Source organism: Micromonospora sp. HB375 (assembly GCF_017872985.1).
Lineage (GTDB): Bacteria > Actinomycetota > Actinomycetes > Mycobacteriales > Micromonosporaceae > Micromonospora > Micromonospora chalcea.
Genome location: NZ_JAGGJO010000001.1, coordinates 6,094,931 through 6,117,388, shown reverse-complemented (window position 1 = coordinate 6,117,388; position 22,458 = coordinate 6,094,931). Strand labels below are relative to the sequence as shown.

General features: G+C 71.9%; 22 protein-coding genes. 10 read left to right on the top strand and 12 right to left on the bottom strand.

Translation table 11 applies throughout. From position 1 onward, the window contains the following. Positions 1–143 precede the first annotated feature (143 nt). Positions 144–854 (bottom strand): M23 family metallopeptidase, encoded by a 711-nt coding sequence (locus tag J3R08_RS27070; protein WP_043328356.1) that lies wholly within the window; start codon positions 852–854, stop codon positions 144–146. Positions 855–1,256: 402 nt separating this feature from the next. Between J3R08_RS27070 and J3R08_RS27065 the strand changes: the two genes are divergently transcribed. From J3R08_RS27065 to sucD, 3 genes are all read left to right on the top strand, one after another. Then, positions 1,257–1,661, top strand: coding sequence for a cobalamin B12-binding domain-containing protein (locus J3R08_RS27065; protein ID WP_030501512.1), 405 nt, complete (start codon positions 1,257–1,259; stop codon positions 1,659–1,661). Positions 1,662–2,095: 434 nt separating this feature from the next. Beyond that, positions 2,096–3,274 carry an ADP-forming succinate--CoA ligase subunit beta gene (gene sucC / locus J3R08_RS27060; protein WP_209963199.1) on the top strand — a complete coding sequence of 393 codons (1,179 nt, stop codon included), beginning with the start codon at positions 2,096–2,098 and terminating at the stop codon, positions 3,272–3,274. Between the two features lie 2 nt (positions 3,275–3,276). After that, entirely contained in the window at positions 3,277–4,164 is an 888-nt protein-coding gene (gene sucD / locus J3R08_RS27055) for a succinate--CoA ligase subunit alpha (RefSeq protein WP_030501510.1), read from the top strand. A 56-nt stretch (positions 4,165–4,220) separates the two neighbouring features. Here the strand turns inward: sucD and J3R08_RS27050 are convergent, their stop codons facing one another. After that, a complete protein-coding gene (locus J3R08_RS27050; protein WP_209963198.1) occupies positions 4,221–4,493 on the bottom strand; it encodes a DUF4190 domain-containing protein in 273 nt (90 codons plus the stop codon). A 159-nt stretch (positions 4,494–4,652) separates the two neighbouring features. Here J3R08_RS27050 and J3R08_RS27045 point away from each other — a divergent pair, with 159 nt between their 5' ends. Further along, entirely contained in the window at positions 4,653–5,978 is a 1,326-nt protein-coding gene (locus tag J3R08_RS27045) for a DUF6350 family protein (protein WP_043328359.1), read from the top strand. 78 nt (positions 5,979–6,056) lie between these two features. Here J3R08_RS27045 and J3R08_RS27040 read toward each other — a convergent pair whose 3' ends face one another. Together J3R08_RS27040 and J3R08_RS27035 are read right to left on the bottom strand one after the other, a co-directional pair. Beyond that, a complete protein-coding gene (locus tag J3R08_RS27040) occupies positions 6,057–6,602 on the bottom strand; it encodes a DUF4190 domain-containing protein (RefSeq protein WP_043328360.1) in 546 nt (181 codons plus the stop codon). 35 nt (positions 6,603–6,637) lie between these two features. Then, a complete protein-coding gene (locus tag J3R08_RS27035) occupies positions 6,638–6,934 on the bottom strand; it encodes a CD225/dispanin family protein (RefSeq protein ID WP_043328361.1) in 297 nt (98 codons plus the stop codon). 179 nt (positions 6,935–7,113) lie between these two features. Here J3R08_RS27035 and purN point away from each other — a divergent pair, with 179 nt between their 5' ends. The 3 genes from purN to J3R08_RS27020 all read left to right on the top strand — a co-directional run bounded on the left by purN (position 7,114) and on the right by J3R08_RS27020 (position 9,830). After that, positions 7,114–7,734 carry a phosphoribosylglycinamide formyltransferase gene (gene purN, locus J3R08_RS27030; protein ID WP_069088272.1) on the top strand — a complete coding sequence of 207 codons (621 nt, stop codon included), beginning with the start codon at positions 7,114–7,116 and terminating at the stop codon, positions 7,732–7,734. Continuing rightward, on the top strand, positions 7,731–9,305 hold the full coding sequence (gene purH / locus J3R08_RS27025; RefSeq protein WP_043328363.1) for a bifunctional phosphoribosylaminoimidazolecarboxamide formyltransferase/IMP cyclohydrolase: 1,575 nt from the start codon (positions 7,731–7,733) through the stop codon (positions 9,303–9,305). The genes purN and purH overlap by 4 nt, the downstream gene beginning before the upstream one ends. Before the next feature lie 147 nt (positions 9,306–9,452). Continuing rightward, complete coding sequence (locus tag J3R08_RS27020; RefSeq protein WP_209963196.1) at positions 9,453–9,830, top strand: hypothetical protein; 378 nt, start codon at positions 9,453–9,455, stop codon at positions 9,828–9,830. A 206-nt stretch (positions 9,831–10,036) separates the two neighbouring features. Here J3R08_RS27020 and J3R08_RS27015 read toward each other — a convergent pair whose 3' ends face one another. From J3R08_RS27015 to J3R08_RS26995, 5 genes are all read right to left on the bottom strand, one after another. After that, positions 10,037–11,065 carry an ABC transporter ATP-binding protein gene (locus J3R08_RS27015; protein WP_104114344.1) on the bottom strand — a complete coding sequence of 343 codons (1,029 nt, stop codon included), beginning with the start codon at positions 11,063–11,065 and terminating at the stop codon, positions 10,037–10,039. Continuing rightward, on the bottom strand, positions 11,049–12,086 hold the full coding sequence (locus tag J3R08_RS27010) for an ABC transporter ATP-binding protein (RefSeq protein ID WP_064446559.1): 1,038 nt from the start codon (positions 12,084–12,086) through the stop codon (positions 11,049–11,051). Before J3R08_RS27010 ends, J3R08_RS27015 begins: the two co-directional genes overlap by 17 nt. Positions 12,087–12,092: 6 nt before the next feature. Beyond that, positions 12,093–13,049, bottom strand: coding sequence for an ABC transporter permease (locus tag J3R08_RS27005; RefSeq protein WP_030501500.1), 957 nt, complete (start codon positions 13,047–13,049; stop codon positions 12,093–12,095). Then, positions 13,042–13,980: an ABC transporter permease gene (locus J3R08_RS27000; RefSeq protein ID WP_043328367.1), complete on the bottom strand. Its 939-nt coding sequence runs from the start codon at positions 13,978–13,980 to the stop codon at positions 13,042–13,044. The genes J3R08_RS27005 and J3R08_RS27000 overlap by 8 nt, the downstream gene beginning before the upstream one ends. Before the next feature lie 89 nt (positions 13,981–14,069). Beyond that, positions 14,070–15,668 carry an ABC transporter substrate-binding protein gene (locus J3R08_RS26995; protein ID WP_209963195.1) on the bottom strand — a complete coding sequence of 533 codons (1,599 nt, stop codon included), beginning with the start codon at positions 15,666–15,668 and terminating at the stop codon, positions 14,070–14,072. A 390-nt stretch (positions 15,669–16,058) separates the two neighbouring features. On the opposite strand from J3R08_RS26995, the gene J3R08_RS26990 reads away from it, so the two are divergent. Both J3R08_RS26990 and J3R08_RS26985 read left to right on the top strand, forming a co-directional pair. Continuing rightward, on the top strand, positions 16,059–16,922 hold the full coding sequence (locus tag J3R08_RS26990) for a bifunctional methylenetetrahydrofolate dehydrogenase/methenyltetrahydrofolate cyclohydrolase (protein WP_043328369.1): 864 nt from the start codon (positions 16,059–16,061) through the stop codon (positions 16,920–16,922). 98 nt (positions 16,923–17,020) lie between these two features. Then, positions 17,021–17,971: a malate dehydrogenase gene (locus J3R08_RS26985; RefSeq protein WP_043328370.1), complete on the top strand. Its 951-nt coding sequence runs from the start codon at positions 17,021–17,023 to the stop codon at positions 17,969–17,971. 151 nt (positions 17,972–18,122) lie between these two features. Here J3R08_RS26985 and J3R08_RS26980 read toward each other — a convergent pair whose 3' ends face one another. Beyond that, entirely contained in the window at positions 18,123–18,920 is a 798-nt protein-coding gene (locus tag J3R08_RS26980) for an MBL fold metallo-hydrolase (RefSeq protein WP_209963194.1), read from the bottom strand. 139 nt (positions 18,921–19,059) lie between these two features. Here J3R08_RS26980 and J3R08_RS26975 point away from each other — a divergent pair, with 139 nt between their 5' ends. Further along, positions 19,060–20,277: an NADP-dependent isocitrate dehydrogenase gene (locus J3R08_RS26975; RefSeq protein WP_174535075.1), complete on the top strand. Its 1,218-nt coding sequence runs from the start codon at positions 19,060–19,062 to the stop codon at positions 20,275–20,277. Between the two features lie 313 nt (positions 20,278–20,590). Here J3R08_RS26975 and galT read toward each other — a convergent pair whose 3' ends face one another. Together galT and J3R08_RS26965 are read right to left on the bottom strand one after the other, a co-directional pair. After that, a complete protein-coding gene (galT, locus tag J3R08_RS26970) occupies positions 20,591–21,664 on the bottom strand; it encodes a galactose-1-phosphate uridylyltransferase (RefSeq protein WP_209963192.1) in 1,074 nt (357 codons plus the stop codon). Further along, on the bottom strand, positions 21,661–22,449 hold the full coding sequence (locus tag J3R08_RS26965; protein ID WP_209964459.1) for a DeoR/GlpR family DNA-binding transcription regulator: 789 nt from the start codon (positions 22,447–22,449) through the stop codon (positions 21,661–21,663). The genes galT and J3R08_RS26965 overlap by 4 nt, the downstream gene beginning before the upstream one ends. Positions 22,450–22,458 lie beyond the last annotated feature (9 nt).

Here is a 22,458-nt window from a genome sequence, read left to right as displayed (position 1 = left end):
CGGACCGGACGGGCGGTTCATCGGCGAAGACGATCACCTACCGATGTGGTCCCGCTCACACCGGCGGGTGTGACGTGGCAGACTTCCGCCAAACGAAACCGCCCGGATCGTGTGATCCGGGCGGTGACGGGGCGTACTGAGCGTCAGGAGGCGGCTACGTCGCCGTAAATCGCTTCGATTTCGAGCTGGATGTCCACTCCGCGCTCCTTGAGGAACGCCACCGGGTCCTGCGGCTGGCCCTTGACATGGATCTCCAGGTGCAGGTGGGAGCCGTAGGAGTGGCCGGTGTTGCCGACCAGGCCGAGCTGGTCGCCGGCCTTCACCTCCTGGCCCTCCTTGACCGACACGGCGGAGGAGTGGCCGTAGATGGCCTCGGTGCCGTCGGAGTGCTTCACGATCACCGCGTAGCCGTAGCCGCCGAACCAGCCCGCCTTGGTGACCGTCCCGGCGTGGACCGCCTTGTACGGCGTGCCCTCCGGCGCAACCAGGTCGATGCCGGTGTGCAGCTTGCCCCAGCGCATGCCGTAGGGGGACTTGAAGTCGTAGCCGTGCAGCGGCAGGAGCCACGGGTCCTGCTCGGTGATCTTGCTGTCGGTGCGGTCGGACCGGGACGCGCGGTCGGCGCTGTCGGCACGGGCCGCCGCGTCCTGGCTGGCGACCGAGGCCTGCCGGAGCTCGTCGAGGACCGAGGGGTTGACGCTCTTGGCGTCAGGAAGGGCGTTCGCGCCGATGGCGACGATGCCGGCGCCGACGAACGCGGTGGTGACCACCGCCGCGTAGCGGCTCCGCGGGGGGGTGGGTACGCGACGGCGGCCGCGATAGCGATCGGGCTCAGACGACAGGCGCTGGCGCACGCACACCCTCCGTTGTCGGGGATCCGATGCGACTCCGGACCGTTCGGTGAAGCTCGGTGGAACCTCCGGTGTCGCGTCGTCACCCGTCCGTGGACCTGATGACAACCGTGGACACGTTAGCCAACTGCCACTCCTGTCACAAGCCGAAGCGCCGAACTGGCGATTCGTTATGTCCGTTTCCATCCTGGCTTGTCATGTCTCGTGCCGCCGGTCGGATGGGCCTCCGACTGTCCATTCGTCGCGGACAGTGACCGATCGGCGGAGGTGTCCGGCTTTCCGCGTCCGCGCCTGAGCGGTAGGAGGGTAGCCCGGGCGTGGGACGGTCCGGGCCCCGCTTTCCGCCCCCCGCTCCGCCGGGTTACCGTTCGTTCAGGTCAGTGTCCTGGTGAAAGGTGTGCGCAGATGAGCTCTCGTATCCGGGTCGTCGTCGCGAAGCCCGGCCTGGACGGCCACGACCGGGGCGCGAAGGTCGTCGCGCGTGCCCTGCGCGACGCGGGCATGGAGGTCATCTACACCGGCCTGCACCAGACGCCAGAGCAGATCGTGGAGACCGCCATCCAGGAGGACGCGGACGCGGTCGGCCTGTCCGTGCTCTCCGGCGCGCACATGACGCTGTTCAAGCGCGTACTCGAACTGCTCGCCGAGCGCGAGGCCACCGACATCGTGGTGTTCGGCGGCGGGATCATCCCCGAGGCCGACCTGCCGGAGCTGGAGCGGCTCGGCGTCGCGAAGATCTTCACCCCCGGCGCGACCACCGGGTCGATCGTCGAATGGGTGCGGGAGAACGTGGCCCAGCCGGTCGGCTGACCCGCCGCATCTGCGGCTCCGGGCACGGGGGAGGGGCCGGACGCACCCCTCACACGCCCGGCCCCTCTATGCACGATGCCCCGCCGCCACCCCTCGACCGACAGGGCATCGGCCGCTCCCGTCGTCGCGCTTGACCAGCGCTCCGACATCACACTCAACGACGCCCCCGACCGGCGGTTACGCCCGGTCCGGCACATCCCCCGGACGGCTGACAACCGCGGCCGCCGCCGCGTGCCGGCGCCGCCGGAAACCGGTGCCGGCCGAAGAGGGCTGTGCATTACCGCACACCCCGCACCCGCTCGGTTGCCGCCGGTTCCCATCTCGTTAGGCTGCGGCAAATGGCCTGTCTCTTCTGATGACAGGCGTCAAACTGATTTTCCAACGCTGGTGGCGGCGCGACGGCGCGCCGCGGAGACGGGACGGGACGCGCAAACGTGGACCTGTACGAGTACCAGGGGCGGGACCTGTTCGAGCGGCACGGCTTGCCCGTGCTCGCCGGCGGCGTCGCCACTACCCCGGAGGAGGCCCGCGCGATCGCCGAACGCCTCGGCGGTCGGGTGGTCGTCAAGGCGCAGGTGAAGGTCGGTGGCCGCGGCAAGGCCGGCGGCGTGAAGCTGGCCGAGGGCGCGGAGGAGACGGTGGCCCGGGCCACCGACATCCTCGGCATGGACATCAAGGGTCACACCGTCCACAAGGTCATGATCACCGTGACCGCGGACGTGGCCGAGGAGTACTACTTCTCTTACCTGCTCGACCGGGCGAACCGCGCCTTCCTCTGCATCGCCAGCGTGGCCGGCGGCATGGACATCGAGCAGGTCGCCGCCGAGACGCCCGAGAAGGTCGTCAAGGCTCCGATCGACGCCAACACCGGCGTCGACGAGGCGAAGGCCCGGGAGATCGTCACCGCGGCCGGCTTCCCGGCCGAGGTCGCCGACCAGGTCGTCGACGTCGCGGTGAAGCTGTGGCAGGCGTTCGTCGCCGAGGACGCCACGCTCGTCGAGGTGAACCCGCTGGCCACCACCAAGGACGGCAAGCTGCTGCTCCTGGACGCCAAGGTCACGCTGGACGAGAACGCCGCGTTCCGGCACCCGGACCACGAGGCCCTGGTCGACCAGGCGTCGGTGGACCCGCTGGAGCAGGCCGCCAAGGCCAAGGACCTCAACTACGTCAAGCTCGACGGCGAGGTCGGCATCATCGGCAACGGCGCGGGCCTGGTCATGTCCACGCTCGACGTGGTCGCGTACGCGGGCGAGCGGCACGGCGGCGTCAAGCCGGCCAACTTCCTCGACATCGGCGGCGGCGCGAGCGCCGAGGTGATGGCGAACGGCCTGGAGATCGTCCTGTCCGACCCGTCGGTCAAGAGCGTCTTCGTCAACGTCTTCGGCGGCATCACCGCGTGCGACGCGGTCGCCAACGGCATCGTGCAGGCGCTGGCGCTGCTGGAGCAGCGCGGCGAGAAGGCCACCAAGCCGCTCGTCGTCCGTCTCGACGGCAACAACGCCGAGGCCGGTCGGGCGATCCTCGACGGCGCGGCCAACCCGCTGATCCAGCGGGTCGACACCATGGACGGCGCGGCCGAGCGGGCCGCCGAGCTGGCAGCTGCGGGGGTCTGACAATGGCTATCTGGCTGACCAAGGACTCCAAGGTCATCGTGCAGGGGATGACCGGTTCCGAGGGTTCCAAGCACACCCGGCGGATGCTCGCCGCCGGCACCAACGTGGTCGGCGGCGTGAACCCGCGCAAGGCCGGCACCACCGTCGACTTCGACGGCACCGAGCTGCCCGTCTTCGCGTCCGTCGCGGACGCGATGAAGTCCACCGGCGCGGACGTCACAGTCATCTTCGTGCCGCCGCAGTTCACCAAGGCCGCCGTGGTCGAGGCGATCGACGCCGGCATCGACCTGGCCGTGGTGATCACCGAGGGCGTGCCGGTGCACGACACCGCCGCGTTCTGGGCGTACAACAAGTCCAAGGGCGAGCGCACCCGGATCATCGGCCCGAACTGCCCGGGCATCGCCTCGCCGGGCGCGTCCAACGCCGGCATCATCCCGGCCGACATCACCGGCTCCGGCCGCATCGGCCTGGTCAGCAAGAGCGGCACGCTGACCTACCAGATGATGTACGAGCTGCGCGACATCGGCTTCTCCACCTGCGTCGGCATCGGCGGTGACCCGATCATCGGCACCACCCACATCGACGCCCTGGCCGCCTTCGAGGCGGACCCGGAGACCGACGCGATCGTCATGATCGGTGAGATCGGCGGCGACGCCGAGGAGCGGGCGGCCGAGTTCATCAAGGCCAACGTCACCAAGCCGGTGGTCGGCTACATCGCCGGCTTCACCGCCCCGCCCGGCAAGACCATGGGTCACGCCGGCGCGATCATCTCGGGCTCGGCGGGCACCGCCGACGCCAAGAAGGCGGCGCTGGAGGCGGTGGGCGTCAAGGTCGGCAAGACCCCGACCGAGACCGCCAACCTGATGCGGGAGCTCATGTCCGGCCGCTGAGCGGCCGTACCACGCGCCGAGGGGGCCGACCGGGGAACCGGCCGGCCCCCTCGCGTTCAGCGGTACCAGTACGGGTAGTACGAGTTGCCCCGGGCCCGCACGATGGCGCTGGCGACGATGTTGATCACACCGAACGCGATGGCCAGCCAGCCGAGCAGCTGCGACTTGCCGTTGCGCCGCGCGTCGCGGATCGACAGCGCGCCGAAGACGATGCCCAGGATGCCGCAGCAGAACAGGCCGAAGACGATGCCGAGGACGCCCCAGAGCGTGGTCCGGTCCCGGCCGACGGCCGGCGGCGGCGGTGGTGGTGGCGGATACGGAGCGTGCACGGCTTCCTCCGAACGGTAGGCGCCGCGACGGGAATGGTCGCGTCTGAGGCCGAGGCTAGACCGGATGACCACCGCTGAGGCGGGGGTTCGACGAACTCGCCGCGCTGCCGACCCGGTATCGGACTGCCGTCCTTCCCGCGGCGTGCCAGAGTAGACCCGATGTCACGTGTCACCCCTGACCAGCCACGCCGTCCGGCTTCCGGTCCCCGCGCCGGGGAACGGCCACCCGGCCGCGCCCGCCCGGCCGCGCGGGTGCCCGCGCCGCGCTCGGGCGAGGAGCCGCGCAGCCGGGCGCCGTTGCCCGTCGCGGCCGGGGTGGCGGCGCTCTGGGCCGCGCTGACCTCGTGGCTGCCGGTCTCCGTCGTGCTGGGCCTGGCCCAGCTCAGCGAGGACGCCGGCTCGCTCGGTGGCGCGCTGCGCGCCGGCCTGGCCGGCTGGCTGCTCGGGCACGGCGTGCCGCTGCAGACCACAGCCGGGCCGCTGGGCCTGATCCCGCTCGCGCTGAGCGCGCTCGCCGTCTGGCGGCTCACCCGCGCCGGCGTGCACGTCAGCCGGGCCGTCGGCGCGCGCGGGGCCGGCTCGCCCCGCCAGGCGCTCACCGTCGCGGCCGCCGTCGGGATCGCGTACGCGCTGCTCGGCGCGCTCGCCGCGTTCGCCGTCGACGCGGGCGGGCTGCGGGTCTCCCCGGTCACCGCCGCGCTCACGTTCGCCGCGTTCGGCGTGCCGGCCGCCCTGGTCGGGGCGCTGCGCACCACAGGCGTCTGGGCGCTGCTGACCGCGCGCTGCCCACCGCCGCTGCGCGACGGCCTGCGTACCGGCCTGGTCGCGGCGCTGCTGCTGCTCGGCGCGGGCGCGGGGGCGGCCGGACTGGCGGTGGCCACCGGCGGCGGCGACGCGGCCGACATGATCGGCGCCTACCGGACCGGGGTGGCCGGTCAGGCCGGCATCACCCTGGTCAGCCTCGCGTACGCGCCGAACGCCATCGCCTGGTCGGCCAGCTACCTGCTCGGTCCCGGGTTCGCCGTCGGCACCGACACCGCCGTCCGCACGAGTGAGGTGTCGGTCGGCGCGCTGCCGGCCGTACCGTTGCTGGCCGGCCTGCCGCGCGGCCCGATGGACGGGCTCGGCGCCGCGCTGCTCGCGGTGCCGGTGCTGGCCGCGATGGCGGCCGGCTGGCTCCTGGCCCGGCGGCTGATCCGGGCGGCCGCCGAGGAACGGGCCGATGTGGCCTGGCCGGCGCTGCTCGGGCCGGCCGCGCTCGCCGGACCGGTGGCCGGCGTGCTGCTGGGGCTGGTCGCGGCGGTCTCCGGCGGGCCGCTCGGCGGCGGACGGCTGGCCGAGGTCGGCCCGTCGCCCTGGCCGGTGGCGGTGGTGGCCACCCTGGTGATCGCGGTGGGCGCGGTACTCGGCGCGGCCGCCACCCGCACCCTGACCCGCCCGGCGCGTCCGGCACCCCCGCCCCGCGCCACCCCGGCGCCCCGCTGATCCGTCCGGCGCCGCGCGGGGAGAGAGACGCGCGAGGGGCGCCCGGCGGTCGCCGGACGCCCCTCGTTCGAACGACGGTCAGGCGCCGAAGTTGTTCATGTTGATCGCAGCGCCCGCGATGGCGCTGACGATGCCGACGACCACGCCGACGGCGCCGCAGATCAGGGCGGCCCGCGCCTGGCCGGCGTTGCTGGCCTCGCCCGCCTGGACCTTCTTCTGGCCGAGCACGCCGAGGACGACCGCCACGATGCCGGCCGGGACACCCAGCAGCGGGCAGCACAGGCCGAGCACGATCGAGGCGATGCCGACGATCATGCCGGCCAGGCCCATGGTGTTGTTCTGGCCCTGACCCTGCGCCGGGCCGGCCGGGTAGCCGGCGGTCGGGTACTGCGGCGCGGCACCGTACGGCGGCTGCTGCTGCGCGTACGGGTCCTGGCCGTAGGCGGGCTGACCCGAGGTGGGCTGGCCGTACGGCTGGCCCGACGTCGGCTGCTGGCCGTACTGCGGCTGCTGGCCGTACTGCGGGGCCTGCGGCGGCTGGGCGTACGGGTCGTTCGGCTGAGCGGTCGGGTCCTGGTTCGGCTGCTGGCCGTACGGGTCCTGGCCGGGGTAACCGGGCTGCATGTCTGGGTGCTCCTCAGGTTCGGTTCGGTTGTGCGTCAGTTGCTGCCGCTGTTGCCGGCGATACCAGCCAGGCCGCCGAGGAGGCAACATCCCACCACGATGATGGCGATCCAGGCCAGGCCGGCGATGAGGGCCCACTTGGACCACTTCTTGGACTCGGCGGCGGCAGCCTGGGCGCCGGCGTAGTCGCCCTGCTGGATCAGCGGGTTGACCTTCGACGCGTTGATGATGGCCGGGATCGCGAGCGGCCAGAACAGGAAGATCGCGACGATGGACATCGTCATGTTGTTGTCGATCTGCTGTGGCTGCTGCGGGGGGTATCCGGGCTGCATGCGACGTACTCCTCGGTCCGACGGCACGCGGCGTGCCGGATTCTTCGTGGGGTGCGGGCCGGGCGCGAGGCCGGACACCGGGCGACCGGCAGCGTACCGCGAGCACGCCACCCGGGAGGTCAACCGTTGAGCCGCTGCCCCGAGGCCGGGGCGCCTGACCTGCCCGATAGGGTTGCCGCGTGACCGAGCCCGCGTCCGTCGCCCGCCTCGTCGTCCTCGTCTCCGGTTCCGGCAGCAACCTCCAGGCGCTGCTGGACGCCACCGCCGACCCCGGCTTCGGCGCCCGGGTCGTCGCCGTCGGCGCCGACCGGGACGGGATCGCCGGCCTGGACCGGGCCGCCGCCGCCGGCGTGCCGTCCTTCGTCGAGCGTGTCAAGGACCACCCCACCCGCGCCGACTGGGACAAGGCGCTCACCGCGCGGGTCGCCGAGCACCGGCCGGACCTGGTCATCAGCGCCGGGTTCCTCAAGCTGGTCGGGCCGGAGTTCCTGGCCGCGTTCGGCGACCGCTACCTCAACACGCACAACACGCTGCTGCCGGCGTTCCCCGGCATCCACGGCCCCCGTGACGCGCTGGCGTACGGCGTGAAGGTCACCGGGGCCACGCTGTTCTTCGTCGACGCCGGGATGGACACCGGGCCGATCGTGGCCCAGGTCGCCGTGCCGGTGCTCGACGGCGACGACGAGGACACGCTCACCGAGCGCATCAAGTCCGCCGAGCGGCGCCAGCTCGTCGAGCAGGTCGGCCGCCTGGTCCGTGAAGGCTGGACGATCACCGGAAGAAAGGTCACCATCCCGTGAACGCCACTGAGGACGCCGGCCGCCGCCCGATCCGGCGCGCGCTGGTCAGCGTCTACGACAAGACCGGCCTGGCCGAGCTGGCCCGCGCCCTGCACGGGGCCGGCGTGGAGATCGTGTCGACCGGGAGCACCGCGTCGACGATCTCCGGCGCCGGGGTGCCGGTCACGCCGGTCGAGCAGGTCACCGGCTTCCCGGAGATCCTCGACGGGCGGGTCAAGACGCTGCACCCGAAGATCCACGGTGGTCTCCTCGCCGACCTGCGCAAGGACGCGCACGCCGCCCAGCTCGACGAGCACGGCATCGCCGGCATCGACCTGCTGGTCTCCAACCTCTACCCGTTCCAGGCCACCGTCGCCTCCGGCGCCGACACCGAAGAGTGTGTCGAGCAGATCGACATCGGCGGCCCGGCGATGGTGCGGGCCGCGGCGAAGAACCACGCCTCGGTCGCGGTGGTGACCGACCCGGCCGCGTACCCGGCGGTGGTGGCCGCGCTCGCCGACGGCGGTTTCACGATCGCCCAGCGCCGGGCGCTCGCCGCCCGGGCCTTCGCCGACATCGCCGACTACGACGTGGCGGTGGCCGACTGGTTCGCCACCACCGTGGCGCCGGCCGAGGACGGCTGGCCGCAGTTCGCCGGGCTGGCGCTGCGCCGCCAGGCCGTGCTGCGGTACGGCGAGAACCCGCACCAGGCGGCGGCGCTCTACACCGATCCGGGCGCGCCGGCCGGGCTGGCCCAGGCCGAGCAGCTGCACGGCAAGGAGATGTCCTACAACAACTACGTCGACGCGGACGCCGCCTGGCGGGCCGCCAACGACTTCCCGGACCAGCCGGCGGTGGCGATCATCAAGCACGCCAACCCGTGTGGCATCGCGGTCGGCGCGGACGTGGCCGAGGCGCACCGCAAGGCGCACGCCTGCGATCCGGTCTCCGCGTTCGGCGGGGTGATCGCGGTGAACCGGCCGGTCGACGCGGCGATGGCCGGCCAGGTCGCGGAGATCTTCACCGAGGTGCTGGTGGCGCCCGGCTTCGACGAGGACGCGCTGGAGCTGCTGCGGGCCAAGAAGAACCTCCGCCTGCTGCGGGCGCCCGAGTTCGCTGTGCGGCCCGCCGAGTGGCGGCAGGTCAGCGGCGGCGTGCTGGTGCAGTCGCGGGACGCCGTCGACGCGCCCGGCGACGACCCGTCCGGCTGGACGCTGGCCACCGGCGACCCGGCCGACTCCGCGACGCTGCGCGACCTGGCGTTCGCCTGGCGGGCGGTCCGCGCGGTCAAGAGCAACGCGATCCTGCTGGCCCGCGACGGCGCCACCGTCGGCGTCGGCATGGGTCAGGTCAACCGGGTGGACTCGGCGCGGCTGGCGGTCAGCCGCGCCGGCGACGAGCGGGCCCGCGGCTCGGTCTGCGCCTCCGACGCGTTCTTCCCGTTCGCCGACGGCCCGCAGATCCTCATCGACGCCGGGGTACGGGCGATCGTCCAGCCGGGCGGCTCGATCCGGGACGAGGAGACCATCGCGGCCTGCAAGGCGGCCGGCGTCACCATGTACCTGACCGGGACGCGGCACTTCTTCCACTGACCAGGCCGTAATCGCCCGGGTGCGTCGGTCGTCCACCCGACGGACGCACCCGGACGCCGGGCCGTTGCCCGCCGCCGGAACCGGTTGCTAGCGTGTGCGCGGCGACGATCGACCGTCTCCGCCGCCCGTGAGACCGGCAGGTGTGCCATGCGCGTTCGCGACCGGTTGACCGCCGTCGTCGTCACGCTGGCCTTCGTCCTGGCCGGACTGGGATCGGCCGCCGCGCCCGCCGTCGCCGCGCCACCTGCCGGAACGCTCGCCGCCGCGCCGGCCGCCGGAACGAGCCCGGTCGCGCTGCGTACCGCGTACCCCGGAATCTCCTGGTCGGGGCTTGCCGCCGGGCCGTGGCACGACCACGGCGGCGGCCTCGGCTACGCCGACGGACCGGACGACCTGGCCCCGGCCGGGCTCCCGCGCGTGGCCGGTCCGGCCGTGCCGGAACCCGTCGTGCCCGCGCCCCGGCCGCCGGTCGTGCCGCTGCCGCCGCGCGGCCCGCTCGCCGCGCGCGCCCCGCCGGCCGCCTGAGCCACGCCGGACCCGGGACCCGCACGCCGGGACACCTCACCCGAGCCGCACCGGACCGCCGCGTCGACCCGGCGGTCCGTCGCGGGACACCGATCACGTACGGCGGCGCGCCTCAACGCCGCCGGGATCGCCCCGGGTCCACGCCCAACCCGCCGCAGCGGAGGCCCCGCCCCCTCTTCCTCCGGGGGACGGGGCCTTCGTCGCGCTCACACGTCGGTGCGGACCTCGGCGAAGTGGCAGGCGCTGGGGTGCGGGTCCGCCGCCCGGGGCACGGTCTGCGGGTCCTGGACCGCGCAGACCTCCTCGGCCTTCCAGCAGCGGGTCCGGAAGTGGCAGCCGGACGGCGGGTCGGCCGGGCTGGGCACGTCGCCGCTGAGCCGGATGATGGTCTGCCGGTCGCGGGCCTCCGGATCGGGCACCGGGACCGCCGACAGCAGCGCCTGGGTGTACGGGTGGGTGGCCCGCTGGTAGATCTGCTCCTCGGTGCCGATCTCGACGATCCGGCCCAGGTACATCACCGCGACCCGGTCGGAGATGTGCCGCACCACCGACAGGTCGTGGGCGATGAAGATGTACGACAGCCCGAACTCGTCCTGGAGCTGCTCCAACAGGTTGATCACCTGGGCCTGGATGGAGACGTCGAGCGCCGACACCGGCTCGTCGCAGACGATGATCTCGGGCCGCAGCGCGAGCGCCCGGGCGATGCCGATGCGCTGCCGCTGGCCGCCGGAGAACTGGTGCGGGTACCGGTTGACGTGTTCCGGGTTGAGCCCGACCACGTCCAGCAGCTCCTGCACCCGCTGCCGCCGGCTGCGCTTCGGCGCCACCTCCGGGTGGATCTCGAACGGCTCGCCGACGATGTCGCCGACAGTCATCCGCGGGTTCAGCGAGGTGTACGGGTCCTGCATCACCATCTGCATGTTGCGGCGCAGCCGGCGCAGGTCCGCCCCGCCGGCCCGGAGCAGGTCCCGGCCCTCCAGCGTGACCCGCCCGGCGGTGGGCGTCTCCAGGCGCATCAGCAGCCGGGCCAGCGTGGACTTGCCGCAGCCGGACTCGCCGACCACGCCGAGCGTCTCGCCGCGCCGCAGCTCGAACGAGACGCCGTCGACCGCCTTGACCTGGCCGATGGTCTTCTTGAACAGCACGCCCTGGCTGATCGGGAAGTGCTTGACCAGGTGGTCGACGGAGAGGATGGTCTCGCCGCGCACCTTCGTGGCGTCAGCCGGCGCTGTCATCGTGCACCTCCTGCGCGAAGTGGCACGCGCTGGTCCGCCCGTCGCCGAGCACCAGGTCGTGCGGCACCTCGTCCACACAGACCTGCTGGACGTACGGGCACCGGGGGTGGAACGGGCAGCCGGAGGGGATCGCCATCAGGTTCGGCGGCAGGCCGCGGATGCTCGACAGCTCCTGGCCGCGCACGTCCAGGCGCGGGATCGACTCCAGCAACCCCTTCGTGTACGGGTGGGCCGGCGCCCGGTACAGCGCGTGCACGTCGGCGTGCTCGACGATGCGGCCCGCGTACATGACCGCGATCCGGTCCGCGACACCGGCGACCACGCCCAGGTCGTGGGTGATCAGGATGAGCGCCGTGCCGAGGTCGCGGCGCAGGTCGGCCAGGAGGTCCATGATCTGCGCCTGCACCGTCACGTCCAGCGCGGTGGTCGGCTCGTCGGCGATCAGCACCTTCGGGTCGAGAGCCAGCGCCATGGCGATCATGACCCGCTGGCGCATGCCGCCGGAGAACTGGTGCGGGTAGTCGCCGAGCCGCTTCGCCGCGGCCGGGATCCGGACCAGGTCCATCAGCTCGATCGTGCGCCTGCGCGCGTCGGCCCGGGACATCCCGGCCCGTTCGCGCAGCGACTCGCCGATCTGCCAGCCGACCGGGAAGACCGGGTTCAACGCCGACAGCGCGTCCTGGAAGATCATCGCGATCTCGGTGCCCCGGATCTGACGGCGTTCCTCCTCCGGCCGGGTCAGCAGGTCCCGCCCCTGGTAGAGGATCTGCCCGCCGCGCACGTACGCGGGCGGGGTGTCCAGGATGCCCATGATCGCCTGGGCGGTGACGGACTTGCCGGAGCCGGACTCGCCGAGCACCGCGAGCGTCTCCCCGGCGTCCAGGTGGTACGTCACCCCGTTGATGACCCGGGCCACGCCCTCGCGGGTGCGGAACTCGACGTGCAGGTCCCGTACCTCCAGCAGGTGCCCGCCCGGCGGGGTGGGCGAGGCCGGCGTGGGCCGGGCCGACGACTGGGTCATGGGTTGTCACCGCAGCTTCGGGTCGAAGGCGTCGCGGATCGCGTCGCCGAGCATGATGAAGGCGAGCACGGTCAGGGCGAGGAAGGCCGACGGTACGATCAGCGGCGTCGCCGACTCGCGCATGTGCACCCGCCCGGCGTCGATGTCGATGCCCCAGGAGATGGTCGGCGCCTTCAGGCCGATGCCGAGGAAGCTCAGCGTCGCCTCGGCCGCGATGAACGAGCCGAGCGCGATGGTGAGCACCACGATGGCCGGGGCGAGCGCGTTCGGCAGGATGTGCCGCCACATGATCCGACCGTTGCCGGCCCCCAGCATCCGGGCTGCGGCAACGTAGTCCTGCTCCCGGGCGGTGATCACCGAGGAGCGGACCACCCGGGCCGCTGTGGTCCACCCGAGCAGCGCCAGCACGAAGATCACCGCGAACAGCCGTACCGTGTCGCCGCTGGTGCTGACCCGCTTGAGCAGCACGATCGCGGCGAGCAGCAGCGGGATGCCGAGCACGATGTCGATCACCCGGGAGAGCACCGCGTCGACCCAGCCGCCGAAGTAGCCGGCGAGCATCCCGACGACGAGCGCGATCACGCCGGTGATCAGCGCGGAGAGCGCCCCCACCAGCAGTGAGGCGCGGGCGCCGTAGACCGCGCGGGCGAACGTGTCGCAGCCCTGGAAGTCGTACCCGAAGATGGCCCCGCCGGACGGCCCGGCGTGCTGGCGGGAGAGCACGCAGTCGCGCGGGTCGTTCGCGGCGAACAGCCCGGGGGCCACCGCCATCGCGGCGACGAGCACCACCAGGAGCAGGCTGATCCAGAAGACCGGGTTGCGGCGCAGGTCCCGCCACGCGTCCCCGGCCAGGCTGCGGGCCCGGTCGGGGCGCCCGGCCCGGCCGGGCGTGCCCGGTTCGCCGGAGACGCCGCGCCGCGCCGCCTGGTTCTCGGTGGCCGCCACCGTCTCGAAGTCACTCATAGCGGATCCTCGGGTCGAGGACGGCGTAGAGCACGTCCACCACCAGGTTGGAGAGCAGGTAGACCACGACGAGCACGCTGACGATGCCGACCACCAGGGGGCCGTCCTCGGTGCGGATGCCGCGGAACAGGTTGAAGCCGACGCCGGGCACGTTGAACACGCCCTCGGTGATGATCGCGCCGCCCATCAGGTTGCCCAGCTCGACGCCGAGGAAGGTGATCACCGGGATGAGCGAGTTGCGCAGCACGTGCACGCCGACGATGCGGCGTCGCCGCAGGCCCTTCGAGCGGGCGGTGCGGACGTAGTCGGCGCGCAGGTTCTCGGTCACCGAGGTACGGGTCAGCCGCAGCGCGGTGGCCAGGGACAGCGAGCCGAGCACGATGCCGGGCAGCAGCAGCGCGTAGAAGGAGGGTTGCGCTCCGGCGGTGGGCGGGAAGATCGGCCAGCGTACGCCGAGGAAGTACTGCGCCAGCGGCGCGAGCACGATGGTGGGTATGCCGAGCACCAGCAGCGTGAGCACGAGCGTGGCGTGGTCGAACACGCCGGAGCGGCGGATGGCCGCGATCACGCCGGCGGTGACTCCGAAGATCACCGTGACCGCCATCGCGATCACCGCCAGCTTGAGGGTGACCGGCCAGGCGGCGGCGAGGATGTCGCTGATCTGCCGCCCGGTCAGCGACTGCCCGAGGTCACCCTGGACCAGACCGCCGAGGTAGTTGAAGTAGCGGTAGAAGAAGCCGCCGACCCCTGTCGCGTCCAGGTGGTACTTCTCGGTCAGGTAGGCCCGCTGCGCGGGGGTCACCGGCCGCTCCCCGGCGAGGGCCTGGATCGGGTCGCCCTGCCCGGCGAACATCAGCGCGTAGACGATCAGAGTGGTCCCGAAGAAGGCGAGGACCATCTGCAGGAGTCGCCGCAGGATGAAGCGGAGCATGCTGGCAAGTCTGCCGAAAACGGCGCAAATGCGGGCCAATGCCAGGGCCGGGCCACCCGGTGGGGGTGGCCCGGCCCGTCAGCAGGGTGTCAGGCGAGTTCGATCTTCAGCAGGTCCACCCGGTCGAAGAGGTCCACGTGGACGTTCTTGACCTTGGTCGAGTGGCCGAAGTTGTTCTGCCCGTACCGTAGCGGGATCACCGGCATGTCCTGCGCGAGCAGGTCCTCCGCCGCCTGGTACTTCTTGATCGCCTCGTCCTCGGTCGCCGCGCGGGCGCCCTCGGCGAGCAGCTTGTCGAACTCCGGGTTGCTGTAGCCGTAGTAGTTCGACGAGCCGGTGCTGCTGTACAGCGGGCCGAGGTAGTTCTCCATGGACGGGTAGTCCATGACCCAGCCCATCCGGAACAGGCCGACCGGCTGCTTCTTCTTGACCTTGGTCAGCAGGTCCGCGAACTTCGGCTCGGCGGTGCCGACGCAGTCCACGCCCAGGTTGGCCTTGAGCTGGTTACAGGTGGCGTCGATCCAGTCCTTGTGGCCGCCGTCGCCGTTGTAGGACAGCTCGATCTTCTTCGGGCCGCCCGCGGCCTCGTACATGGCCTTGGCCTTGACCGGGTCGAACGCGCCCGCGGTGCCGATGGTGTTCTCCCGGTAGCCGGCGACCACCGGCGAGACGAACGAGCGGGCCGGCCGCTGCGAGTCCTTGAAGATCGACTTGGTGATCTCGTCCCGGTCGATCGCCATCGAGATGGCCTTGCGCACCTCGGGCTTGCTGAACTCCTCCTGGAACGTCGGGAAGGCCAGCACCTGCAGCGAGGAGGCCGGGCTCTCCTGGTAGCGGTCGCCCAGGTCGGTCGCGGCGGTGGACAGGTTCTCGGTCGGGATCGTCTTGATCACGTCGAGGTTGTCCGACAGCACGTCCGCGTACGCGGCGGTCGGCTGCTGGTAGATGCGGAACTCGACACCGGCGACCTTGGGCTGCTGGCCCGGGAAGGCGTCGTAGCGCTCCACCTCGACCTTGGCGTCGTGCTGCCAGCTGCCCTTCATCTTGAACGGGCCCTGACCGATCGGGGCCTGCTCGTAGCCCTCGGCCAGCACGCCCGGCGCGGAGAAGGCCGCCTTGGGCAGCGGGTAGAAGGCGGTGTAGCCGAGCATCGACTTGAAGTCCACGTACGGCTCGTTGAGCGTCACGGTGAAGGTCAGGTCGTCGACCTTCTGCAGGCCGCTGAGCGTCTTCGCCTTCGGCGTCTCGCCCTGGAGGTCGTCGTAGCCGGCCACCTTCTCGAAGAAGTAGCTGGAGTTCTGGCCGTTCGGGGCGTACGCGCCGTAGTTCCAGGCGTCGATGTAGTTGTCGACGGTGACCTTCTCGCCGTTGTGGAACGTGTAGCCGGGCTTCAGCTTGATCGTCCAGACCTTGTTGTCCGACGTCGTCACCGAGTCCGCCGCCACCTCGTGCGGCTTGTTCGCCTCGTCGTAGTCGACGAGCGGGCTGAACAGGGCCGACAGGACCTGGGAGCCGCTCGTCTCGTTGGTGTTTGTGGGCACCAGGTGCTGCGGCTCGGCGATCTCGATCCGCACGGCCGCGTCGGGGTTGCCGGCACCGCCGCTGCCGCCGCCCGAGCCGCAGGCCGTCAGGCCGAGCGTCACCGCGAGCGGGAGCGCGGCCCAGGCCGCGAGCCTACGAACACGCATGGGGTCTCCTCATCTCCTCACGCTGCGCGGTCGTCCCGACGTTGGGTGACTCTGCGCAACGAGCGGTAACGGTAGGTCGCGGTTCGGCCCATCGACAACTGGCGCGTGGTTGATCGATGACGGATCGTGTTCGCCCTGTCTTGTCGTTGCCGCTCGCGCGTGCTAAACCTCGCTCCTGCCTGGTTCTTTCCTGGTTGCCTCTGTTCCGGTCCGCGCGTGGCCGGGCGGTCTGCGACGGCTGTTCCCGCTGTCCGGTCCCTGCCCGTCCGGGTGTGACCGGGCTGCGGCGTCACCGTGATTGGTGACTCTCCGTGACTTAGCGCACGTTGCGCAGCGTGATCGTCGGCCGTCGTCGTCCGGGCCCGCCAGCGGGCGTGAGACGATCACGACGTGACGGCGACGATCCTGGACGGCAAGGCCACCGCGGCGGAGATCAAGGACGAGCTACGGGCCCGGGTCAAGGCGCTCGCGGAACGCGGCATCACCCCCGGCCTCGGCACGGTGCTGGTCGGGGAGGACCCCGGCTCCCAGGCGTACGTCAACGGCAAGCACCGCGACTGCGCCGAGGTCGGCATCGCCTCGCTGCGGGTCACGCTGCCCGCAGACGCCACCCAGGAGCAGCTCGACGCGGCTCTGGCCGAGCTGAACGCCGACCCGGCCTGCCACGGCTACATCGTCCAGCTCCCGCTCCCCGGGCACCTCGACACCCAGCGCGCGCTGGAGTCGATCGACCCGGACAAGGACGCCGACGGGCTGCACCCGGTCAACCTGGGCCGGCTCGTCCTCGGGTACGACGCGCCGCTGCCCTGCACCCCGCGCGGCATCGTGGAGCTGCTGCGCCGCCACGACGTGCCGCTGCGCGGCGCGAACGTGGCCGTCGTCGGCCGGGGCAACACGGTCGGCCGTCCGCTGGGCCTGCTGCTGACCCGGCGCAGCGAGAACGCCACGGTGACGCTCTGCCACACCGGCACGCTCGACCTCGCCGCGCACACCCGCGCCGCCGACGTCGTCATCGTCGCCGCCGGCGTACCGGGTTTGCTCACCGCCGACATGGTCAACCCGGGCGCGACAGTGGTCGACGTCGGCATCACGCGCGTGATCGGCGACGACGGCAAGGGCCGCTACACCGGCGACGTCGACCCGGAGGTCGCCGAGGTCGCCGGCAAGCTCGTGCCGATGCCCGGCGGCGTCGGTCCGATGACCCGGGCGATGCTGCTCACCAACGTGGTCGAACGGGCCGAGCGGGCGGGCTGACACCCACCCAGGTCATAACCGTCCGCCCCTGGCCCGATCGGTGCCAGGATGGCTGATACGGTCCGGAAAACCGACTGGGATCAGGGAGTGGGACGACCATGGGTAAGAAGGTCACTGTCGTCGGCGCCGGCTTCTACGGCTCGACCACCGCACAGCGCCTGGCCGAGTACGACGTCTTCGACACCGTCGTGATCACCGACATCGTGGAGGGCAAGCCGGCGGGTCTCGCGCTCGACCTCAACCAGTCCCGCGCGGTCGAGGGCTTCGAGACCAAGGTTGTCGGCGTCACCACCGGCCCGAACGGCGAGGGCTACGACGCCATCGAGGGCTCGGACGTGGTCGTCATCACCGCCGGCCTGCCGCGCAAGCCCGGCATGAGCCGGATGGACCTGCTGGAGACCAACGCCAAGATCGTCCGGCAGGTCTCCGAGAACGTCGCCAAGTACGCGCCGAACGCCGTCGTCATCGTGGTGTCCAACCCGCTCGACGAGATGACCGCGCTGGCCCAGCTCGCCACCCAGTTCCCGCGCAACCGGGTGCTCGGCCAGGCCGGCATGCTGGACACCGCCCGCTTCACCAACTTCGTCGCCGAGGCGCTGAGCGTACCGGTGAAGTCGGTACGGACCCTGACGCTCGGCTCGCACGGCGACACGATGGTCCCGGTGCCGTCCAAGAGCACCGTGAACGGCAAGCCGCTGCGTGACGTCATGCCGGCCGAGCAGATCGAGGAGCTGGTCGTCAAGACCCGCAACGGTGGCGCCGAGGTCGTCGCGCTGCTCAAGACCGGTTCGGCGTACTACGCCCCGTCCGCCGCCGCGGCCCGGATGGCGAAGGCAGTGGCCGAGGACTCCGGCGAGGTCATGCCGGTCTGCGCCTGGGTCGACGGCGAGTACGGCATCTCCGGCGTCTACCTGGGCGTCGAGGCCGAGATCGGCGCCGAGGGCGTGAAGCGGGTCGTCGAGACCGACCTGGACGCCGACGAGCTGGCCGCGCTGAAGGAGGCCGCCGAGGCCGTCCGCGCCAAGCAGGGCGACGTCGCCAGCATGTGAGCCCGACCAACTGCGCAGAAGGCCCGCCGGCTTCCGCCGGCGGGCCTTCCGCTGTCCCGCCCGCGTCTCTCCCCGCCCTCCCAGTTCTCCCCGCCCTCCCCGTCGATCATGAAGTTGACGGCGTATTCGATCTCCAATTCCGCCGCCAACCTCATGATCGAGCCGGTCGGGGGTGGGGGGTGAAGGGAGCGGTCAGGTGGGGAGTGGCCAGGGTGGCGGGGGAGAGGGTTGCCAGCAGGGTCGTGCGGGAGTGGCGGGCTTCGTCCGGGTCCACCTCGTGGGCGTACGCCAGCTCCGGGGCGACCAACTGGATCGCGTGCACGAGCAGGTCGCCGGTGATCAGGAGGCGCTCGTCGTCCGCCTCGATGAGCACCGACTGGTGACCCGGCGTGTGGCCTGGGGTGTGCAGCAGCCGTACCCCCGGGGTGAGGGGCGTCTCGCCGTCGACCACCCGCAGGCGGCCGGCGGCGCGCAACGGCCCCAGGAGCCGGGCCGGCAGTTCCGGGTGGAACAGATCCAGCGCGTCCAGCTCGGCGCGCTGTACCAGGTGGTCCGCGTTCGGGAACAGCGCGCCGGCCCAGCCCACGTGGTCGGTGTGCAGGTGGGTGAGGACCACGGTGCGGACGTCGGCCGGATCGATCCCGGCGGCGGCCAGCTCGGCCGGCAGCCGGCCGGGGACCGGCGCCCAGCTCGCGGCGAGCGAGTCGGCCGGGCCGATGCCGGCGTCGACGAGCGTGACCGGCCCGTCGCCGGTCCGCACCGCGAACGCGCGGAACCGCAGCCACCACCGGCCGTCGGCGGTGACGGCGCCCGGGTCGAGCCGGTCGGCAGCCGCCCAGTGCGCCTGGGTGGCGCCGGGAAACGCCTCGCCGCGGGGCTGGAAGAAGGGCCCCTCGCCGTCGGACAGCGCGGTGACCGTGATAGACCCGAGGGTGCGGCTGCGCGGCATCGCACGATGATGCCAGCGGGTCGCGGTACGGCGCAGCCCGCTTTTCCGGCGGCCCACCCGGGCCGCCTGGGGACTGCCGGCCAGTTTCCAGTACGCTCGTACTGCTTGAGCACGTGTCCCCCGAGAGGAGCGCCGGCCGATGGCGAAGATCAAGGTAAACAACCCGGTCGTGGAGATCGACGGCGACGAGATGACCCGGATCATCTGGAAGCAGATCCGGGAGCAGCTGATCCTGCCCTACCTCGACGTCGACCTGCACTACTACGACCTGTCGATCCAGCACCGTGACGCCACCGACGACCAGGTCACCGTCGACGCCGCCAACGCCATCAAGGAGCACGGCGTCGGCGTCAAGTGCGCCACCATCACCCCGGACGAGGCCCGGGTGGAGGAGTTCGGCCTGAAGAAGATGTGGCGGTCGCCGAACGGCACCATCCGCAACATCCTCGGCGGCGTGGTCTTCCGCGAGCCGATCATCATGTCGAACGTGCCGCGGCTCGTCCCGGGCTGGACCAAGCCGATCATCATCGGCCGGCACGCGCACGGCGACCAGTACAAGGCCACCGACTTCGTCGTCCCCGGCCCGGGCACGGTGACCATCACCTACACCCCGGCCGACGGCGGCACCCCGATGGAGATGGAGGTCGCCAACTTCCCCGGCGGCGGCATCGCCATGGGCATGTACAACTACGACGAGTCGATCCGGGACTTCGCCCGCGCCTCGTTCCGGTACGGCCTGGACCGCAACTACCCGGTCTACATGTCCACCAAGAACACCATCCTCAAGGCGTACGACGGCCGGTTCAAGGACATCTTCGCCGAGGTGTTCGAGAACGAGTTCAAGGCCGAGTTCGAGGCCGCCGGCCTCACCTACGAGCACCGGCTGATCGACGACATGGTCGCCGCCGCGCTCAAGTGGGAGGGCGGGTACGTCTGGGCCTGCAAGAACTACGACGGTGACGTGCAGTCCGACACCGTCGCGCAGGGCTTCGGCTCGCTCGGCCTGATGACCTCGGTGCTGCTCTCCCCGGACGGCCGCACCGTCGAGGCCGAGGCCGCCCACGGCACCGTCACCCGGCACTACCGGCAGTACCAGAAGGGCGAGAAGACCTCGACCAACCCGATCGCCTCGATCTACGCCTGGACCCGGGGCCTGGCCCACCGGGGCAAGCTGGACGGCACCCCGGCGGTCACCGAGTTCGCGAACACGCTGGAGAAGGTCATCGTGGACACCGTCGAGGGCGGCCAGATGACCAAGGACCTCGCGCTGCTCATCTCGCGGGACGCCCCGTGGCTGACCACCGACGAGTTCATGAACGCGCTCGACGAGAACCTGGCGCGCAAGCTCGCCGCCTGACGTGTAAGGAAGGGCCCCTTCTTAACGCCTCGCGTTGTAGAAGGGGCCCTTTTTAACACCTCAGGGCCATCGGGGCGGCGTGACCTCGCTCGGTGCGTTCTCGTTGACAGGGTGGACGAGATGCCAGTCGCGTCCGTGAAGGTGGGCCGTCGCCGCGCGCCGGCTGGCCGACCTTCGAGGCTGCTGAGCGCAGCCAGCCGTCCCTTCCCTGCGGGGGGTCCTGTCCCGGGCCCCCCGCGCCCCCGCGCCCGGGCCGCGGTTGTTAAGAAGGGGCCCTTTCTCTACCGCAGGCGTTAACAAGGGGCCCTTCCTTTCATGCGGCGCGCAGCAGCTCGGCGGCTCGCTCGGGGGCGATGTCGTTGATGAACACGCCCATGCCGGACTCCGACCCGGCCAGGTACTTCAGCTTGTCCTTGGCCCGCCGGATGCTGAACAGCTGCAGGTGCAGGTGGCCCAGCTCCCTGTCGATCCGTACCGGCGCCTGGTGCCAGGCCGCGATGTACGGCATCGGCAGGTCGAACAGCCCGTCGAAGCGACGCAGCAGGTCCAGGTATAGCGGCCCGAACGCGTCCCGCTCGGCGTCGTCGAGCGCCGGGATGTCCGGCACCGGCCGGTGCGGCGCCACGTGCACCTCGAACGGCCAGCGCGCCGCCGCCGGGACGTACGCGGTCCAGTGCTCGTTGCTCGTCACCACCCGTTCCCCGGAGGCGCGTTCGGCGGCCAGCACGTCGGCGTACAGGTTGCCGCCGGTGCGCTCGGCGTGCCGCCGGGCGGCGGCCAGCATGTCGCGGGTGCGCGGCGTGACGAACGGGTACGCGTAGATCTGCCCGTGCGGGTGGTGAAGCGTCACCCCGATCTCCACGCCCCGGTTCTCGAACGGGAAGACCTGCTCCACGCCGGGCAGCGCGCTCAGCGCTTCGGTGCGGTCGGCGAGCGCGTCCAGCACGGTCCGCACCCGGTGCGGGGAGAGCCGGGCGAACGAGGCGTTGTGGTCGTCGGTGAAGCAGACCACCTCGCACCTGCCGAGGCCGGGCCGTACCGGGGTGAACGGCGTGATCTCGGCCGGTTCGTCGGCGACCCGCTGGCTCAGTGACGGGAACCGGTTCTCGAACACGACGACGTCATAGTCGGGCGCCGGGATCTCGCTGTGCCGGTCACCTCGGGACGGGCACAGCGGGCACTGGTCGGCCGGGGGCAGGAACGTGCGGGTCTGCCGGTGCACCGCCACCGCCACCCACTCGTCGGTCAGCGGGTCGTACCGCAGCTGCGAGGCGGGTGGGGGAGGGGGCAGGTCCCGCCGGTCCGGCTGGTCCCGGACCGCGTCGTCCCGCTCGTCGAAGTAGATCAGCTCGCGGCCGTCGGCCAGCGCGATCTGCGTACGCTTCACTGCGCCCCCCTCTGCGCGGGCACCGTCACCAGCTCGCCCACCCTGTCGTCGAGTACCCGTCGTGCCTCGGGCGTCAACCGGTCGTCGGTGACCAGCACGTCCGCCGCGTCCAGCGGCACTATCGACGAGATGCCGACGGTGCCCCACTTGGTGTGGTCGGCCAGCACCACGAGCCGGTCCGCGGCGGCCACGAGCGCCCGGTTCGTGTCCGCCTCCATCAGATTGGGCGTGGTGAACCCGGCCCGTTCGCTGATGCCGTGCACGCCGAGAAAGAGCACGTCCAGGTGGAGCGCGGCGATCGCGGCCACGGCGAGCGGCCCGACGAGCGCGTCCGACGGCGTGCGTACCCCGCCGGTGAGCACCACTGTCTGGTCGGGCCGGCCGCCGACGTGCAGCGCCTCCGCCACCGGCAGCGAGTTGGTGACCACCGTGAGGCCGGGCACGTCGACAAGTCGCCGGGCCAGCTCGGCGGTGGTGGTGCCGGCGGAGAGGGCGATGGCGGCGCCGGGCCGGACCAGCCCTGCGGCGTGGTCGGCGATCGCCGCCTTCTCGGCGGACTGGCGGTCGGCCTTGGCGCGGAAGCCGGGCTCGTCGGTCGAGCCGGGACCGGCGGGCGTCGCGCCGCCGTGCACCTTGGCGAGCAGGCCCTGCTCGTGCAGCGTGTCCAGGTCGCGGCGGATGGTCATGTCGGACACGCCGAACTCGGCGGCCAGTTCGGTGACCCGGACGCCGCCGGCGAGACGCAGTCGTTCCAGGATCGCCGTCTGCCGCTGCCGCGCCAGCATTCCGGCCCA

Excerpts from the sequence above, each read along its gene's own strand:
- J3R08_RS27040 (WP_043328360.1), bottom strand. The coding sequence starts at position 6,602 with ATGCAGCCCGGTTACCCCGGCCAGGACCCGTACGGCCAGCAGCCGAAC.
- J3R08_RS27000 (WP_043328367.1), bottom strand. The coding sequence starts at position 13,980 with ATGCTCCGCTTCATCCTGCGGCGACTCCTGCAGATGGTCCTCGCCTTC.
- J3R08_RS27005 (WP_030501500.1), bottom strand. The coding sequence starts at position 13,049 with ATGAGTGACTTCGAGACGGTGGCGGCCACCGAGAACCAGGCGGCGCGG.
- J3R08_RS27045 (WP_043328359.1), top strand. The coding sequence starts at position 4,653 with ATGTCACGTGTCACCCCTGACCAGCCACGCCGTCCGGCTTCCGGTCCC.
- J3R08_RS27035 (WP_043328361.1), bottom strand. The coding sequence starts at position 6,934 with ATGCAGCCCGGATACCCCCCGCAGCAGCCACAGCAGATCGACAACAAC.
- J3R08_RS26980 (WP_209963194.1), bottom strand. The coding sequence starts at position 18,920 with ATGCCGCGCAGCCGCACCCTCGGGTCTATCACGGTCACCGCGCTGTCC.
- J3R08_RS26975 (WP_174535075.1), top strand. The coding sequence starts at position 19,060 with ATGGCGAAGATCAAGGTAAACAACCCGGTCGTGGAGATCGACGGCGAC.
- J3R08_RS26965 (WP_209964459.1), bottom strand. The coding sequence starts at position 22,449 with ATGCTGGCGCGGCAGCGGCAGACGGCGATCCTGGAACGACTGCGTCTC.
- sucD (WP_030501510.1), top strand. The coding sequence starts at position 3,277 with ATGGCTATCTGGCTGACCAAGGACTCCAAGGTCATCGTGCAGGGGATG.
- J3R08_RS27010 (WP_064446559.1), bottom strand. The coding sequence starts at position 12,086 with ATGACCCAGTCGTCGGCCCGGCCCACGCCGGCCTCGCCCACCCCGCCG.
- J3R08_RS26995 (WP_209963195.1), bottom strand. The coding sequence starts at position 15,668 with ATGCGTGTTCGTAGGCTCGCGGCCTGGGCCGCGCTCCCGCTCGCGGTG.
- J3R08_RS26985 (WP_043328370.1), top strand. The coding sequence starts at position 17,021 with ATGGGTAAGAAGGTCACTGTCGTCGGCGCCGGCTTCTACGGCTCGACC.
- J3R08_RS27020 (WP_209963196.1), top strand. The coding sequence starts at position 9,453 with ATGCGCGTTCGCGACCGGTTGACCGCCGTCGTCGTCACGCTGGCCTTC.
- J3R08_RS27015 (WP_104114344.1), bottom strand. The coding sequence starts at position 11,065 with ATGACAGCGCCGGCTGACGCCACGAAGGTGCGCGGCGAGACCATCCTC.
- J3R08_RS27065 (WP_030501512.1), top strand. The coding sequence starts at position 1,257 with ATGAGCTCTCGTATCCGGGTCGTCGTCGCGAAGCCCGGCCTGGACGGC.